The organism is Rossellomorea aquimaris, from assembly GCF_020172085.1.
Taxonomy (GTDB): domain Bacteria; phylum Bacillota; class Bacilli; order Bacillales; family Bacillaceae_B; genus Rossellomorea; species Rossellomorea aquimaris_E.
Genome location: NZ_JAIVAT010000009.1, coordinates 286,733 through 303,811 on the forward strand (window position 1 = coordinate 286,733; position 17,079 = coordinate 303,811).

Below are 17,079 nucleotides of genomic sequence, written 5' to 3' on the forward strand. Positions count from 1 at the left end.
TGTCCTGGATATGAAGGAATAACTTCAGGGAAGTTTCGCAAAAAAATGTTGAATTGAATAGCTACAGCCGATTAATAGTTGAAAAAGACAAGTAAGGAATTTACACAATATTAAGGACTTGACTTTTGTCTCGAGTCTTAGCGAATGGCCTATATATTGGATTTTCGGCAGATAAATCCTGAATACGGCTTATATCCCGCAACTACCGCCACAACCATCCCCCACAAAACCCAATATCCACCACCTTTTCCTCACAATCCCCAGATTTTCTCCCCAACACATGATGCAATTTCAAAAAAATTTGTTATAATAGTACATCGTAAGAGTAATAAGGAACAGAATCCTAAGATTATATCTTGCAAATATATATCGATAGGTGGAAATAAACATGAAAGATTATCGAGTACTACTGTATTACAACTATGTAGACATTGAGAATCCAGAGGAAGTCACTGCCCAGCACAAACAATTGTGTTCGGACCTTGGCTTGATGGGACGTATCCTGATTTCATCTGAAGGAATCAACGGGACTTGTTCCGGAACGATTGAGCAGACGGATGCGTATATGGAAGCGATGAGACAGGATCCTCATTTCAAGGACACTGTGTTCAAGATCGACGAAGCTGACGAGCATGCGTTCAAGAAATTGAAAGTAAAGCACCGTCCAGAGCTTGTGACTCTTCGTCTTGAAGATGACGTAAATCCTAACGAACTCACTGGTGAATACCTTGAGCCAAAGGATTTCTTTGAACAAATCCAGCAGGAAGATACAATTCTTCTGGATGCTCGTAATGACTATGAGTATGAATTGGGTCACTTCAGAGGAGCTGTGAAGCCGGATATCAAGAACTTCCGCGATCTTCCGAACTGGGTCCGTGATAACAAAGATAAATTAGAAGGCAAGAAGATCATCACGTATTGTACTGGTGGTATCCGCTGTGAAAAATTCTCAGGCTGGTTAGTGAAAGAAGGCTTTGAGAATGTTGCACAACTGCACGGAGGTATCGCAACTTACGGTAAAGATCCTGAAGTAAAAGGTCAACTGTGGGACGGTCAGCTTTATGTATTTGACGAGCGTATCGGTGTTCCTGTCAATCAGACCGAACACGTTGTCGTAGGGAAAGACTACTACACAGGTGAACCTTGTGAGCGCTATGTAAACTGCGCCCACCCGCCTTGTAACCGTAAAATTCTTTGCTCAGAAGAAAATGAGCATAAATATATGAGAAGCTGCTCGGATGAGTGCCGTAAGAGCCCTGAGAACCGCTACATTGTGGAGCATGGTTTAACAGAGGAAGAAGTGGCAGAGCGTTTGGCAGTGATTGAGCGTGAGAAGGAAACCGCGACGATTAACTAATATGCAAACTTCTATAAAAAAGAGCATTCAGCTTTCATTGAATGCTCTTTTCTTATTACATTAAGGACCATCTATTTTAGTTCCCCTATCGGAAGTAGATTCAAATGAATGCCCAATTCATCCATTTTCTGTTGATATCTATCATGCTTTAGAGGTCCCCATGTTATAAGAGAACTCTTATCGATGACCCAATATTTCACGTCAGTCTCATCTGGGACTTTAACAGTAGAAACGGTGTTGATATCATCTTTAAGTTCTAGTTGTTTAGCTTCTATGTACTCCTGGTTATAATTTACTTCTGTTATTTTTCCAAGAGTAATTATATGACTGGAGTCACCATTAGGGTTATAGGTAATCTGCACACTAGCCCTAAATACTTGAAAGCCATCCCAATAGATACCGGCTAGAACTACATGCAATCCTAATCACTCCTTTTGTGATTAGGGTTGACAGTTTTGAACGATTTTAAAATATATTCAGGGCAAGAAAAAGCTATCGAATAGAATCGATAGCTTTTACCTTTTTTACTTTTTCATTTTTCCAACTACTTCTTCACTGACAGCATTTTCACCACCGAGAATGTTAAATTCATTAGCATGAATGGCTTGTAATGCTTTTGCAGTTTCTGCAGGGAGCATGTCAGGCTGTACTAATACCATTGAGGCATTATTCTTGGCAGCTAGTACCGCTCCAGCAAGTGCGTCCGGGAAGTTTTTACCGTTCGCTACATAAACACGATAAGAAGGATTTAGATCAGTAGCAATGGCTGCTGATGTACCATATCGGTCCATCCCTGAATAACGAGTTGCGTCTGGTAACATATTAAATACCTTCGTGTTAACTGCAGCTTCACCACCTGGTACGATAGTATTTTCAATACCAGTTAGTGCGTTTTTAGTAGCCATTGGAAGTTCATTTGAATCCGTTAACAGGATTGGGTACCCATTACGAGCTGCATAAGAAGCTACTGCAAGAGCATCTGGGAAGTTCTTACCGTTCGCAACTACTGCTTGTTCAGGAGATCCACCTAGGCTTGCAGCGATATTAGCCGCAGTTTCCCAACGATCATCCCCACCAATACGTTCCACATCAAGCCCCATACCTTCTAGTTGATACATTACATAATTACTAACAGCTTCAGAGCCGCCAAGAATAATAACATTCTTCGCGCCAAGACGCTTGATCTCTTCTTTTACGACCCCTGTTAATGAGCTTTTATCTGTCAATAAGATTGGCGCGTTATGCTTGTATGCAAGGGGAGCTCCTGCTAATGCATCAGGGAAAGAATCTCCACGAGCAATTACAACTGTATCAGCCGAGTCCCAACCTTTTTTTGAAATCTCAACGGCTGTCTTATAGCGATCTTCACCCATTATACGATCCATACCAGACTCAACCACACGGGATTCCATCTTTGGCATTACGTTCTTATGATTTTCAAGATACTCTAAGAATACTTCATAATCAACGAAGTATAATTCTTTCATTCGCCCATCTTCTTTGGCTTTACCGAAGGCTTCAAACCCATCTCCGCCTCCAGCAACATAATTATTAGTTGCTACAGTATACATAGCGTCTTCATCGATATTTTCATATCCATTTTCTGTTTTCACTTGCACATTAAGAACACGTTTACCTGCTTCTAAGCTTGCATCATATGAGAATTTCATACCTGCCACATGAGGGAAGCGACCAGCTCCGTTTTCAACATCACTCACCCCATGTTCTAGTGATGAGATGATTTCTCTACCTGATAAATCAAGGGTAACAAGCGTATTCCCAAACGGCATGGTAGTCAGTACTTCACCAAGTGTAATAGGTCCCTGATTAATAGAAGCACGGATCCCACCACCATTCTGAATAGCAATCGTTGCTTTTCCATTTGCCTTTGCTTTTTCAAGCATAGAGTCAGCGATCATGTTTCCTAAGTTTGTTTCCTGAGTACGGACACTTCCACGTTCACCATTCAAGAATACATCTGATGACCCAACAACCGTCGTCTTCATCTCCTCCAATGGAGCTGATAGCTCATCAAGTAGAGCTTTTGCTTCAGGGTCTTCAGAAATAACGTAGTCACCATTTCCATCTTTTTCGTTAAGATCGATCAGAGTTTCATCCCAGTCAGTTAATACTCCGTCTGAATCAAATGTTACTTGAAGGTCACCAAGGAAGTTGCTGTATTCTTCAGCTTGAACAACAATGGTAGGTTCTGCATCTTCATTTAACACCGTCCCATTATCGACTTCTGTATGGCTATGCCCGCCAACGATGACATCGATTCCTTTAACAGCAGTTCCCAGCTTCAGATCATAATTGTAACCAAGATGAGTAAGAGCAACGATTTTGTTTACTCCTGCGTCCGTTAACATTTTTACCGTTTCTTCCGCTTTTTTCTTATGGTCTTCAAACATGATGTCTTTTCCAGGGCTGGATAGGAAAGCAGTTTCTTCGGTAGTTAATCCAAAGATTCCAATTTTCTCACCATCCACTTCCATAATAGATGCAGGATAAATATTGCCCCCATCCCCAGGCATCCCGATACTGCCTTTTACAAGAGGATTTAAATTGGCATCTTTGCTGAAATCAATATTGGAGCTGACGATTGGAAAGTTCGCTTCTTTAATGAATTTAGCCAATGCACTAGGGCCATCGTCAAATTCATGATTTCCGATGTTCATGGCATCATAACCAACCATATTCATAAACTTGACATCGGCAAGTCCTTTGTACTGGTTATAAAATAAAGTTCCGGAAAAAACATCTCCTGAATCTAGTAGAAGTGAATTGTCACGGCCTGCTCTAATATCCTTGATCGCAGAAATACGACGAGCGACATTATCAAGATGAGCATGGGTATCATTGGTGTGCATGATTGTCAGGTCAAAATCGCCTCCGGCTGCGTCAACAGATGTTGCAGGGGTAACAGCATAAAGTCCGGCAGCCAATGCTGCTGTTGATAGGACACCATAAAGTGGTTTTTTAATTTCCATTTGATTAATCCCTTCCTTTTACAAATGTAGATTTTTGTCGGATATTTCTATCTCAAAGCCCATTATATAGTAGATTAGTAGGTTATTGTTAGAAATTTACCAAAAAACAAAAAATTAATAGTCCTTTTTACATAAACTTTATTTCTATAAGGTTGTGAATGAAACAAGAGGAAAAGTCTGAATGCTTCTCCTGAAAGGATGCTGGACGAGTAAACCTTCCAGATCTGTCAAAAGAATAGACCGGATTTCCTCTTATTTATTCAATAAAATGGACAGATGTATTCCTTACTATTACTTAAGCTTATTTAAAACATCTTCACTAACTGCATTCTTTCCACCGACAACATGGAAGTTAAGAATCGTATCCATTTTAATTGCTTCCATGATATCTTCAGGAACTTCATCCTTCTTGACAAGTAGGATTTCCGCTCCTTCTTTGGCTGCAAGAACTGATCCTGCTAACGCGTCAGCAAAATTGGCTCCTGTTGCGACGATCGCATTGTTTGTTTGCGGAGTTAAATGCTTCGCAATTTCAGCTGATGTTGCATAACGATCCACTCCACTATAACGTGTCGCCTCTTCAAAGCTTTCAAAAATATCTGTGCTGATCGCATTTTTTCCACCAACGACGATTTTTTCATCAATGTCCTTCAAGACCTTTTGAGAAGCATCAGAAAGTTTGTCTTGAGCAGATAGGATGATAGGATACCCATTTTGAGCTGCATAGGATGCAACAGAAAGGGCATCTGCAAATTGGTAAGCATTTGCTACAATCGCTTTTTCAGGATTTCCATCCAATTTAGCCGCAATATTTGCCGCCGTTTCGAATCGATCATCTCCAGAAATACGATCGGTCTTCAATCCTAAACCTTTTAGTTGATACTGAACATATTTGGATACTGCTGCTTCTCCTCCAAGGATGATCGCTTTCTTTGCACCCAAGCGCTTGATTTCCGCTTGTACTTCAGAATTCAAACTGTTTTGCTGCGTTAATAAAATCGGGGCGTCATGTTTGTAAGCAAGTGGAGCTCCTGCAAGTGCATCCGGGAACTTATCTCCTCTTGCAATCACAACTGTGTCAGCAGATTCCCAGCCCTTTTTAGATACTTCAATGGCTGTCTCGTAACGATCGTCACCTGAAATACGTTCCACTGTATTTTTGAACTGAATCTTGGCTAAAACCGGATCGTGGTCACTCGCGCGTCCATCTTCCTCGCTGAAATCAGAATTAATATTGACACTGTCTATGTCAGTACGATTAGATAAATTGTTAGTGACTAAAATGTGATCAAGGACTTGAGAGTTTCCTTGATAAATATAAGAATAGCGCTGCTCAGCAGGAAGCTTTTCCATCATATCTGTTAAAACGTCACCTTTAAGCGTCTTAAGCGGATTGGAGAATTCAAAGTCGTTCAGATCACCCAGAACGACAACATTGGCATCTTCAACTTTCGCGTTTACATCTTTCACAAAATGATTGATGATCTCTGCCTGTTTAATACGCTGTACTTCACTACCAAGGACAACTGGATGTTCCGCACCAAATAAAGCCCCATCGCCCCCCTTAGAGTTAAAGTGGTTCGCCACAACGATGACTTTCTCATCATTGAACATGAATTCGGCAGCGAGTGGCTTACGGGAATCATCGAATGCCTCGTTCATCGGTTCAACACGTCCAGGATTCTGAGTAAGTCCATTTTCATCGACACTAACAGCTGTTACGGCATCTCCTGCCTCTTTATCTGTCATTTGCACGCGTTCAGGGTTGTAAATGAATCCGACACGAATATTTCCACCAGGTTGGCCACCGTCTGTATTATCAGAAGGTGCAATGTCAGTAAACTTGTAAGTCGGTCCACCAGCTTCTTCTATTGCTTTGATGATTGTTTCATAGGAAGAACTTGCATCGGTCGTCCCATCGTCTTCAGGACCGTTATTATCCTGGACTTCGACAAGCCCGATAATGTCAGGAGTTTTCAAATTCTTGACGATTGATTCGGCAATCTTGTCTACTTTACTTTGATCAATGCCAGCGTGGAAGTTCTCAATATTATAAGAAGCAATGGTTAAGTCTTCTTTTACTGGATTTATTGACGTAACTTCGCGAACAGTCCCACCATCAACAACCTCAGGGAAAGCTCCTGTTGGGCGGATTTTAAAGTTACTATAGTCGTAGCTCACGTTCCCAATAACAGAACCATCAAGCATATCACCTGTTTTCGCATTGATATTCATTCCATCAACGTCAATCATCATACGCTCTGGATTATAATCTTCAGGTGAAATCAACACGCCTCCTGATCTTGTACGAAGCTGGTCGTCGCTTGTATTGACGACTACAGGCAATTCATCATACTTTACAGGACCCGTGATGGTCGCATCTGGAATTTCAATCAGCATTCCTTCAAGACTTTCATAAAAGTCCAGTCCATCTGTTTCCGGATCGAAAGTCTTCATTTCATCATCTTCCACTACTTCAGTAGGAGGAACACGATCCTCTCCCATTATAATAGCTGCAGGGACAGTATTGTCTGAAGAATCTACTGTAACGGAAGAAGCGGTAATTTGAGTCGTAAGAAGATCTTTCGCATCATCATATCCACCTTCTCTCCACTCTTTTACTTGTCCATTCACATTTACTTTGTCTCCTGCTTTGACAGAATTTCCTTTTGCATAAACGTAGATTCCTTCAGAAGTCGCCACATCATCATCCGGCGTCTCTTCCTGCATATAAAATGCATTGGAACCGGCTTTCGCTGTCACAATTCCTTCTACGTTTGAAACGGTCATGTTTTCGTAAGGAGATGTATGGGCGTCTCCTTGGATATCGTGAATGCTTAAACCGTCTGCAGATTTAAGGATCTTGTAAGTGTAGGTAGATACCTCACTTGTCTTTCCGTCTTTTATCACCACTGCTTTAATGGTCACATCTGAAGTAAGCTCTAGAGGTGCAATATATTCTGTACTGTCGGATGTAGGATCAGTTCCATCTGTTGTATAGTGAATAGATCCACCCTCAGTTGCCGTTTGAAGTGTAATCTTCGTCCCTTCAACAACAGAACCCGAACCAGTACTAGCCGCCACAGAGAATGCTTTTTCAATGATATCTAAAGAATTTCGAGGCACTAACTTGTATTCATTGAAATTATAATCTACTACCCCGCGTAAAATTTCGTAGGTTTTGCCAATTTCAAGAGTTGATGGATCACTTGGTTTAATGACAAATTCACCTTTATTATCTTTTGCAGTGAAATTACCTTTTTCGTCTACAGATTCAACTGTTACATCAGTAAATTCCACAAACATTCCTTCATGCTCTTCACCATTTTCAGCTGAGAGATCTGTAGAGATTAGAGAGGCTGGTGAAGGAACTCCCTTGTCTTCTTCTGTAATTTCAACATTTGAAGCAGTTGCTTCAATTTGCTGCATTCCATAGTAATCTCCCAGTTTACCTTCAGCGATTACTTCATCACCCGGCTCGGCAGTGAGTCCACTTGCCCGGATAATAACGCCGGCTGTACCATCCTGGATGAATAGATTCGTTTGTCCACCTGCTTCAAACGCTGCTGTTGCAACACCCTGGACTTTGACTACCGTTCCTTTCGACGCTGTACGTGCGTCTGCAATGGTGGAGAGTTCAATTGGAGCAGGGTCTGGAGTTGGAGCATCTGAAAGATGTGAGCCAAGGTTTGTGAAGATATCCTTGCCAAGATTTGTCCATTGTGCGGTCGGATCAAAAGCATCTGTGACGTCAGCATCACCTGTCATTATTGAATCTTTACGGACAATTGTGACATCCTTGGCGAAATTCACATCTTGTCCTACTTGCCCTATTGAATCAATGATCGTTCCGTTTTTCTTTAATGTAATTGGGTCATTACCGTTGAAGCTGATAACAGCATTGTCTTGTATATCTGCCTGTGCAAGAATCTCTTGGGCCGCTTGGGTATTGGAAATAACAAACACTTCTCCTGGACTCAAGGACCCCGTTAAATCTAAAGTAGCCCCTGCTTCTACTGCACCATTAAAATGTAATTCTAAGGAGTACTTAGATAAATCAATTGTTTCACCAGTGCCATTATAAAGTTCAAGTGCTTTATTATAACTGGTTCCTTCAATATATTCAGAAATGATCAAGTCCTGAAATGCCTCACCTGCAGCGGATACATGCTGAGATAGAGGAGGCGCAAACAAGCTTAAAGCCATACTGGAAGCAACTGTTACACTTAACAACTGACGCTTCATTGTTTTTCCGTTCATATTCTTCCCCCTGTTCATAGATTAATAAAGTAGTAAATTCGCCACCATCTACCAGTATACAACAGGATTTGTCATAATAGTGTAAAAATAGGGTAAATTAGCGCATTTTTTGTGAACGCTTTCATTTATAATAAGTAGATTAGGACGAGGGAAAATGAAAAAAGCCCATTGGGGAGCCACTTATGTGATCCACCAATGGGCAAAGTATTTTTTTCTAGCAAAATAGTAGTGACTGGGGTCCTACATATAAACCCCTACACCAGGTCCAAACGGTATTCCTAACAAAGCAAACGCCAATAGCAATACGATCCAGACCGACAAGAAAGCAATCGTATAAGGAAGCATAAGCGAAATCAACGTTCCGAGACCGGCTTTCTTATCGTATTCCCGCATGAAGGCGAGGATGACGATGATGTACGGATTCATCGGTGTGATGATGTTGGTGGATGAATCTGCGATCCGGTAAGCGGCTTGAACGAACGCCGGATTATATCCTAGAGTTGCAAACATCGGGATGAAAATCGGCGCCTCCAGTGCCCATTGTGCCGATCCACTGAAGATCAGCAGGTTCAATAGTGCTGTTAACAGGACAAACCCGATGATGCCTGCGAGCCCTGTCATATTGATTGATTCTAGGAAGTTCGCCCCGCTGACCGCTACCCATGTTCCGAGATTGGTCCAGTCGAAATAAGCGATGAATTGAGCTGCCGCGAAAATCAGAACGATATAACCGCCCATGTCCTTCATGGCTTCCGTCATGTATTTCGGTACATCTCTTGTTGATTGGATCTTCTTTACTGTCACTCCATATGCGACACCGATAATGATGAAGAATAATAGAGTGATAGGGATGATGCCTGATAGGAAGGTGGACGGTATGAGGCCGCCATCTTCATTTCGCATCGGTGAGTTTGGCCATACAATGGACACGACCAGAAGCAGCACAAATGCCAATCCTGCTAACGTTGCATTCCGTAACGCTTTTCCTTCTAAAGGACTCTCTTCTTCCAGCACTTTATCGACTTTTCCTTTATACGTTCCAAGTCGTGGCTCCACGATCTTTTCCGTCACAAATGCCCCGACGACCGTCAGGAATACGACGGAGGTGATCATGAAGTACCAGTTGTCCACAGGTGTAACCCCTACATCGAATGCTTTAGCCGCTTCTGTTGAGATTCCGGCAAGCAGGGCATCGGTACCCGTGATGATGAAGTTTGCCGTAAATCCTGCCCCTACTCCGGAGAAGCCTGCGGCAAGACCTGCTAACGGATGTCTGCCTACTGTATAGAAAATCATAGCGGCGAGTGGCGGGATGATGACAAACGCAGCATCTGATGCCAGATTCCCCATGATCCCGACCATAATGACCGCGTACGTAATCAATCCTCTTGGAGCATTTAATACCGTTTTCTTGATCGCCGTTTCAAGCAACCCTACTTTTTCCGCGAGCCCAATACCGAGCATCATCGCAAGCACCAGGCCGAGTGGCGCGAAGCCGGTAAAGTTATCAAGCATGGAGGTTAGGATATATTGAAGCCCCTCACCTGAAACAAGACTCTTGATGGGAAGTACTTCCCCATTTTTCGGATGAACGACTGTAACACCCAAGCTGGAAATAAACCATGAAAAAAGGACAATAAAAACAGATAAATACACAAATAACATAAATGGGTCGGGAAGTTTATTCCCTACCTTCTCAATGCCACCCAGAAAGCGAAGAAATCCTTTCTCCTTTTGGGGTGGATTCGTTTCTACATTAGGATTTGTCATGAGGTCACTCCTTCATATAATGTTTTAAGGAATAATTCCTTTTTACTTCCGTTAATAAGTATTTCGATACAAAACGCTCAATTCCTTTTAAAAATCGAAAATTTATTAGAAAATTTTTAATTTACGGATTACGGTAGGTTTTCTTTACAAAAAAAGGTCTCATTCTAAATTAGAATGAGACCTTTCCTTACAGTTGAAAACGATATAATTTTCTAGGTCTTCCCCTGCCCCCGCTTTGTTCTTCACCGCTGATTTTCACAATACCGATCCGTTCCATTTCAGTCAGGATCCTCCGGCCGTTCCGCTCTGTGCTTTTTAGCCAGCGGGAAAGGTCCTGGGAGGTTATCTCCTCTTTATCATAGTGACGCGAAAGGGATAGTATTTTGGAAACGATGGCCGAACTGACCGTTGCGTCCTTGAAGGCTTTCTTCCATTCATCCCCCAGGTTGTTCAGTGAGTAGGTAATGGATGTTGTGGATGGAAGGATTTCCGTCACCGTCTTATCTTCATTGACACTGACGACGATGGACGATTCGTGCTTTCTCGCATGCTGAAACGCAAGACGGACATGGTGCTCTGCTTCCAACACGGTGACTCCGAATCCTAATCCCACCCGGATATCCAAATCTGTATGAACCTTCACCTCCTGAGTCAGGGTGGAGAAAATCGATTCCTTTTCATGAAGGTCCAGTTCCCCACGCGTGGTATATACAAAGAATAATCCATCTCCAAGCTGAACCATGGATCCGTTGATTTTTTGGGCGATATCTAGGAGGTTCCGTTTCAAATCCAGCTCCTGATGCTTCATTTTATACGAAAAATGGGACTCGTCCAGTGTTTGCGTGGAGTAGATCACTTCGATCCCGACGATGGCAATCTGTGATTTCTGATACTTTCTGGACTGGGCCCTTTCTAGTAAATATTGTAGGATCATCCGGATGGATAAATTCGTCGGCACGACACGGTAGCATGGGATGCCCATTTCGGTCAGGCTCTTTTGCACACTTTGGATACATGTAATGGCGGTTTCAATTTCACCTTTTTCGTAAAGGGTACGGTGATGGTCGATAAGTTCAGCGGCACTGCGATATCCTTCATACGGATAGCTTGCGATATGGAGCTGATCAAAGGAATGAAACGCCAAAGCCGTTTCAATTTCCTCTTTTGAAATCGTATCAATACTGATTTTATGTAGTAGACGTTGTTCTTTCAGCTGCGCCTCTAATAATGCCCCGAAGAAGCTTGATCCGTGTAGGGGAGGATAGCTCCCTTCCTTTTCCGAGATCCAACCTTTTTCAAGAGCATAGTAAAAAGGAGACTGCCCTGAGAAGAACCATTGATCAACAAGACCTCGGTTACTCTCTAAGATGTGCTCGATTTCATCCACTTGATCGTAGGGAAAGTTCACAAGTTCAATACTTTCAAAATACGTTGCTACATGAGTTATCCGTTTGATCGAATCATCAGGACCGATGACACCAATTTTCACTAACAATGATTATTCACCTGCTTCTTGCTGTAATACTTCAGCTAGAATCTCGACTCCTGCATGTAAGTCTTCGGGCGTGCTATGCTCCTTCGGATGGTGGCTGATCCCTTTTTCACAAGAGATGAACACTAATGCAGACGGCCATTTTGCCGCCATGTTCATGACATCATGTCCCGCTCCGCTGTCCATTACCAAGGTTTTGTAACCGAGATTTTCTCCGGCAAACTTCGCCCTGGAGGTCAGCTCTTCATCTAAAAGAACAGAAGGATTATCTACAAGAGTTTCTACTTTGATTGTAACATTAAATGCTTTCTCGACGCTTCGGCATTTTTCAATGATGTGATCTGCCATTTCTCGTTTCAAGTGATCGTCGACGGAGCGGATATCGATTCCCGCTTCTGCGTAACCGGGGATGACATTCATGACGTTCGGTTTTACGTCTAGAGTGCTGACGGTTGCCACGAGGGGTTTCGAGGATCGATTGGACAGTTTTTCAGCCTCTTCGGAAACGAATGTAATGAGTGGGGCAAGGGCCACAAGGGCATCGTTTCTTTTTCCCATCGGAGTCGTACCTGTATGCCCGGCCATGCCTTCTACTTTCACTTTCAACCGGATCGGGCAGGCCACGCCACGGACGATTCCGAACTGAGCCCCATGATCTTCAATTTGAGTTCCTTGTTCGATATGGATTTCAATGAAAGAAAGGATTTCATCTAGGGGTCGTTCCGCTTTTTCTATGGACGACCAGTCTAAGCCTGTAGATTCCACAGCGTCCTTAATACTTGTCCCGTGCCGGTCTTTAACGTTTTCTACCGATTTATCGAGGATTCCTGCCACACTCTTACTCCCAATGGTCGAAACACCGAAACGAGCTGATTCCTCAGAGGCAAAGCAGACTACTTCTATGGAGTGGTGAGGTTTGAATCCCCGGTCCTTCAGTACTTTTACGGCACCAAGACCACAGAGGACACCGGCTGCACCGTCATAACCGCCTCCATTTTCGACCGTATCGAGATGAGACCCTGTCAGAACGGCTTGTGGATTTACTCCTTCCCATCTGGCAAAAAGGTTTCCTGCATCGTCTTTGCGCACAGATAATCCCAGATTTTCTGCCACTTCACGAAAGACATCCATTGAAGCCAGCTCTTCCTTTGAATATCCTAATCTCGTAAATCCATCGGGCTGGTCCATGGTATCGACCAGGTTTAATGCTTTTAACGTTGTATCCAACCATCCCTTCAATTTATAGCCTCCTCAGTTTGTTGTGATCTTTTAAAAATCAAGCGGGCAAAGGCATCTACAGCGACCTGCAGGACATTTTCTTCAAAATCGAATTCGTGATGGTGATGTCCGTTTTTCAATGGTGTGCCAAAGACCATGAACGTTGCGCTTCCGCCCTGCCTTTGCACTTCATTGATCATATAGGTTACATCCTCAGATGCCTTTAACGGGAAGTCGTTAAGAACTTCTGATAGATAGGGGCTTTCTTCCTTTACTTCTTTTAACCACCGAATCCATTCTTCGTCGCACTGCGCTTCCACTGTTTCCCCTACCAGATTAATTTCCGTTTCCACACCATAGAGATCTCCTGATGCCTGGAGAATTCGGTGGGCCTCTTTTAGCATATACTGATTGATTTTGGTCGTTTCTCCCCTTGTTTCCACTTCGAGATGCGCTTCATCCGCAATGATGTTTCGTCCTGTTCCTGCTTGAAGCTTTCCAACATTGATTCTGGTCGCCCCATCCGAATGACGTGGAATAGTATAGAGGTGCAGGCTGGCAGCAGCCGCAGCGAGGAGAGCATTCTTCCCTTTCTCGGGCTCGAGGCCTGCGTGTGCGGATTTCCCTTTATACGTGACGTTGATTTTGGAAGACGCGAGGAAAGAATGAGTCGTAGCATAGACCCTTCCGACCTTTGTGTCCCGGATTCCGATATGACCGCTTGCAAAGTAATCGACATCCTTAAGCCAACCTTTTTCCACCATGGCCTTCGATCCCCTGCCACCTTCCTCAGCCGGTTGAAAAAGGATCGTGAACCTGCCTTCAAGTTCCTCTTTATATGCTGATAAGAAGCTTGCCACACCGATCCCGATGGTAGCGTGGCCGTCATGTCCGCAGGCATGCATGACGTCTTGGTTGCGTGAGTTGAATTTCTCACTTGTAGGAAAGTGCTCTGGGTTTTGCGACTCATTGATAGGCAAGGCATCAATGTCAAAACGAAACGCCATATGCGGCCCGGGCTTCCCTGTGTCTAAAGTGGCTGCCAGACCTGTGTGTCCACCTTTCATTTGATTCAACCAGCTCTTCTCCACCCCTTCTTTCAGGGCACGTTCTTCTTGAAGAGATAAATAGTCTTCAACGGGAACCCCCATCCGGACTTCAGATTCCAAAGCATCTTGTCCAAGATGAACCTTGAAACCGAGATCGACCAGTTCCTTGCCAATAAGATAGGTGGTCACATACTCAGTAAATCCGAGTTCAGGGTTTTGATGAAAAGTACGCCTGAAAGTAGTGAGAGTCGGCTTTAGTGCTTTAATAAACTGTTCGAGTGGAGTCATTTGCGAGTCTCCTCTTTATTAAGGTTCTTTAATGTATCAAGTGCCAACTTGGACATCACTTCTACGCCTTTACTTAGAGCACGTTCATCCAACTTAAACCGGGGATCATGAAGGGGATATTGAGGTTCTGAATCCTTCACAGACGTTCCCAACCAGTAGAAGGCTCCGGGATATTTCTGAAGGAAACGGGAAAAATCTTCCCCTCCAAGAGATGGCGATACGGTTGGGGTCGCGTCTTCCCCAAGAACCTTCCGGGCAGCATTCCGTACTTCATCTGCCCATTGAGGTGAATTGATCGTCGCCGGATAGCCGTCCAAGTATTCAATGGTCATCTGGGCATCAAAACTCTTCCCTATCCCTTCTACAATGGAATAGAAACGGTTCTTCACCATCTCTTTCACTTCCGGTTTAAACGTACGAATCGTTCCTTCAAGGTTCACTTCATCCGCGATGACATTGTATCGATAGCCTCCCTCAATTTTCCCAATAGTAAGGACCGCGGAATCAATGGGATCGGTGTTCCTGCTTACGATCGTTTGAAGCTGGGTGATGAGGTTATTCGCGATGATGATGGCGTCATTAGACTGATGGGGCATGCTCGCATGTCCACCGGAACCCTTGACCGTAATCTTAAAGCGGTCTGACGCACCCATGATCTCGTTGTGTACAACCCCAACTTCCCCGACAGGCAGATCCGGCCACACATGCTGTCCGAAAATGACGTCAGGTGTATATTCATCAAACACCCCATCGTCCATCATCTGCTGCGATCCCCCGACAGGTGCATTTTCCTCTGCAGGTTGAAAGACAAGGAGGATGGTACCCGCTATTTCCGACTTCAATTGATGGAGCACTTTCCCTGTTCCGATGAGCATAGACGTATGGGCGTCGTGGCCGCAGGCATGCATCTTATTCTGGATGGTGGATTTGTAGGGAAGATCGTTTTCTTCCTGGATGGGAAGGGCATCAATATCGGCTCTAAGGGCGATCGTTCCGCCTGGCTTTTCACCTTGTATGATACCGAGGACACCTGTCTTTGCATAACCGGTTTTAAATGGGATGCCTGCTTCGGACAATTTCTTCTGAATCGTTTTAGATGTTTCATACTCTTCCCCACTCACCTCCGGATACTGGTGAAGATGTCTGCGCATATCAATGACTTCATTCTCTACTGATTGGACAAGCTGCTTTAATTCCATGAAAAATCTCCTTTTTCCGTCGATTGATTATTTAAGGAAAAGTTCCTTAATAATACCGTTAATATATACATTCGCTAACCAATTTGGAAATCCCTCTTTCAGTGGAAAAGTTTTTTGAGCCCAGTACTTTTTGAGGGACGGACCTCACGATTTTTTCAGGGAATCCTGTTCTTATCACAAATAACACTCCTGGAGTTGACATAACAGAGGTCCGTCCCTCTTTCCTTTTCCCCTCCCACCCATTACACTGAAGGAAATACTATGATAAAGGATGGTTGGATGAACCGTTTTGTTGAGAGAGTCGAGCTTTATTTTTTGAGTGAGAATCCGTTTGTGCAGAGGTATGCGATTGAGATGTTGGAGGATACGTATTTACCTTGTGGGAAGACATTATTGACCGGGTTAAGGGCCGTTGACCGCGGTCTAGTTTCGGAGTATCCTTCTTCTGTGCTCCCAAACCTGATGTACCTGCCACTAAATGAGGAAGGGGTCATGGAGGTCATTAATCGATTAAAGAGTCTTGGCAATGAGGACGACGATCGGTTTTTTTATATTCAATTACTGCTAAATGCTGATACTGATTTGTTAATTGCATACAAAAATGAAGTCAAAAGCTTTGTGGGTGATGGTCAATTAGCAGACATTGTAAAACTTCCTTCTTTGACGGCTGAGGAGCTCTACAAGGATCTTGCTGACATTAGCGTTTACTTAGATAATGAAAGATTTAATCAATCCCTTTATGACCATGGTAAAAGAATCATAAAAGAGTTGATCAATAAAAACGAGATCGAAAGTTGGGAAATACAAGCGGGACTGCAAGATAGCGTGGAGAATATTGATGGGTTTGATTTTAACGGGATCTTCATCGTTTATTCTTCAGGTGAACTTCGTGAAGAAAACGTGGTCCCACAGTTAGTTAATCTCTTCAAAGATGAAGACGAAAGTGATACGTTATTCGAGGAAGTAGCCAATGCCCTTGTAAAAATTGGGACGGACCAAGTGGTACGCGAGGTTGAAAAAGTAGCCCTCTTTGGAAATACCTATTTCTACACGCTGGATGTTCTTGGCAGAATAAAAACCAAAGAAGCAGAACAAGCTCTGTTAAGATTATTTGACCGAACGAACGATGTGACCGCTAAAACACTGATTGCAGATTATTTATGCCAGCAGCTGTCAACAGATGCGATTCCAAAAATTGAAGCGCTCATCGATGAAGGCTATGATGAAAACATGCTTTGTCTAGAAGAATCCCTTTACGTCAACTGCATCATGAACGAGATCAAGCATCCAAAACTCCCTATGTGGAGAAAAGTGATGGAAGAAGTCGAATACCCATCAATGAATGAGCCGCCGCTTATCGCTCCTCAACCTGCACAAACCGGAGACAAAGTTGGACGCAACGACCCCTGTCCATGTGGAAGCGGAAAAAAACACAAAAAGTGCTGCCTATAACAGA

At 43.4% G+C, this 17,079-nt stretch carries 10 protein-coding genes; 2 read left to right on the top strand and 8 right to left on the bottom strand.

Features of this window, described 5'->3' with window-relative positions; translation table 11 throughout:
- Positions 1 to 388: 388 nt before the first annotated feature.
- Entirely contained in the window at positions 389 to 1,357 is a 969-nt protein-coding gene (locus tag LCL96_RS21045; RefSeq protein WP_224944977.1) for a rhodanese-related sulfurtransferase, read from the top strand.
- A gap of 71 nt (positions 1,358 to 1,428) precedes the next feature.
- On the opposite strand, the gene LCL96_RS21050 is transcribed toward LCL96_RS21045, so the two are convergent.
- The 8 genes from LCL96_RS21050 to LCL96_RS21085 form a co-directional block, all read right to left on the bottom strand.
- Complete coding sequence (locus LCL96_RS21050; RefSeq protein ID WP_224944979.1) at positions 1,429 to 1,776, bottom strand: DUF3997 domain-containing protein; 348 nt, start codon at positions 1,774 to 1,776, stop codon at positions 1,429 to 1,431.
- A gap of 105 nt (positions 1,777 to 1,881) precedes the next feature.
- Complete coding sequence (locus tag LCL96_RS21055; protein WP_224944980.1) at positions 1,882 to 4,347, bottom strand: cell wall-binding repeat-containing protein; 2,466 nt, start codon at positions 4,345 to 4,347, stop codon at positions 1,882 to 1,884.
- A 291-nt stretch (positions 4,348 to 4,638) separates the two neighbouring features.
- Entirely contained in the window at positions 4,639 to 8,607 is a 3,969-nt protein-coding gene (locus LCL96_RS21060) for a cell wall-binding repeat-containing protein (protein ID WP_224944982.1), read from the bottom strand.
- A 240-nt stretch (positions 8,608 to 8,847) separates the two neighbouring features.
- Positions 8,848 to 10,377 carry an AbgT family transporter gene (locus LCL96_RS21065; protein ID WP_224944984.1) on the bottom strand — a complete coding sequence of 510 codons (1,530 nt, stop codon included), beginning with the start codon at positions 10,375 to 10,377 and terminating at the stop codon, positions 8,848 to 8,850.
- 187 nt (positions 10,378 to 10,564) lie between these two features.
- The gene (locus LCL96_RS21070; protein ID WP_224945091.1) at positions 10,565 to 11,866 is read right to left on the bottom strand and encodes a hypothetical protein; all 1,302 of its coding nucleotides are present in this window, start codon (positions 11,864 to 11,866) and stop codon (positions 10,565 to 10,567) included.
- A 9-nt stretch (positions 11,867 to 11,875) separates the two neighbouring features.
- Positions 11,876 to 13,108, bottom strand: a complete 1,233-nt coding sequence (locus tag LCL96_RS21075) for a M20 family metallo-hydrolase (protein ID WP_224944986.1) — start codon at positions 13,106 to 13,108, stop codon at positions 11,876 to 11,878.
- Positions 13,105 to 14,424, bottom strand: a complete 1,320-nt coding sequence (locus LCL96_RS21080; protein WP_224944988.1) for an amidohydrolase — start codon at positions 14,422 to 14,424, stop codon at positions 13,105 to 13,107. The genes LCL96_RS21075 and LCL96_RS21080 overlap by 4 nt, the downstream gene beginning before the upstream one ends.
- A complete protein-coding gene (locus LCL96_RS21085; RefSeq protein ID WP_224944990.1) occupies positions 14,421 to 15,623 on the bottom strand; it encodes a M20 metallopeptidase family protein in 1,203 nt (400 codons plus the stop codon). Before LCL96_RS21085 ends, LCL96_RS21080 begins: the two co-directional genes overlap by 4 nt.
- A 279-nt stretch (positions 15,624 to 15,902) precedes the next feature.
- Here LCL96_RS21085 and LCL96_RS23665 point away from each other — a divergent pair, with 279 nt between their 5' ends.
- Positions 15,903 to 17,075 (top strand): SEC-C metal-binding domain-containing protein, encoded by a 1,173-nt coding sequence (locus LCL96_RS23665; RefSeq protein WP_318246451.1) that lies wholly within the window; start codon positions 15,903 to 15,905, stop codon positions 17,073 to 17,075.
- Positions 17,076 to 17,079: the final 4 nt, after the last annotated feature.

What these genes read in the sequence shown, in the direction of transcription:
- LCL96_RS21085 (WP_224944990.1), bottom strand. Translation starts at nt 15,623, where the DNA reads ATGGAATTAAAGCAGCTTGTCCAATCAGTAGAGAATGAAGTCATTGAT.
- LCL96_RS21055 (WP_224944980.1), bottom strand. Translation starts at nt 4,347, where the DNA reads ATGGAAATTAAAAAACCACTTTATGGTGTCCTATCAACAGCAGCATTG.
- LCL96_RS21045 (WP_224944977.1), top strand. Translation starts at nt 389, where the DNA reads ATGAAAGATTATCGAGTACTACTGTATTACAACTATGTAGACATTGAG.
- LCL96_RS21065 (WP_224944984.1), bottom strand. Translation starts at nt 10,377, where the DNA reads ATGACAAATCCTAATGTAGAAACGAATCCACCCCAAAAGGAGAAAGGA.
- LCL96_RS21080 (WP_224944988.1), bottom strand. Translation starts at nt 14,424, where the DNA reads ATGACTCCACTCGAACAGTTTATTAAAGCACTAAAGCCGACTCTCACT.
- LCL96_RS21060 (WP_224944982.1), bottom strand. Translation starts at nt 8,607, where the DNA reads ATGAACGGAAAAACAATGAAGCGTCAGTTGTTAAGTGTAACAGTTGCT.
- LCL96_RS23665 (WP_318246451.1), top strand. Translation starts at nt 15,903, where the DNA reads ATGAACCGTTTTGTTGAGAGAGTCGAGCTTTATTTTTTGAGTGAGAAT.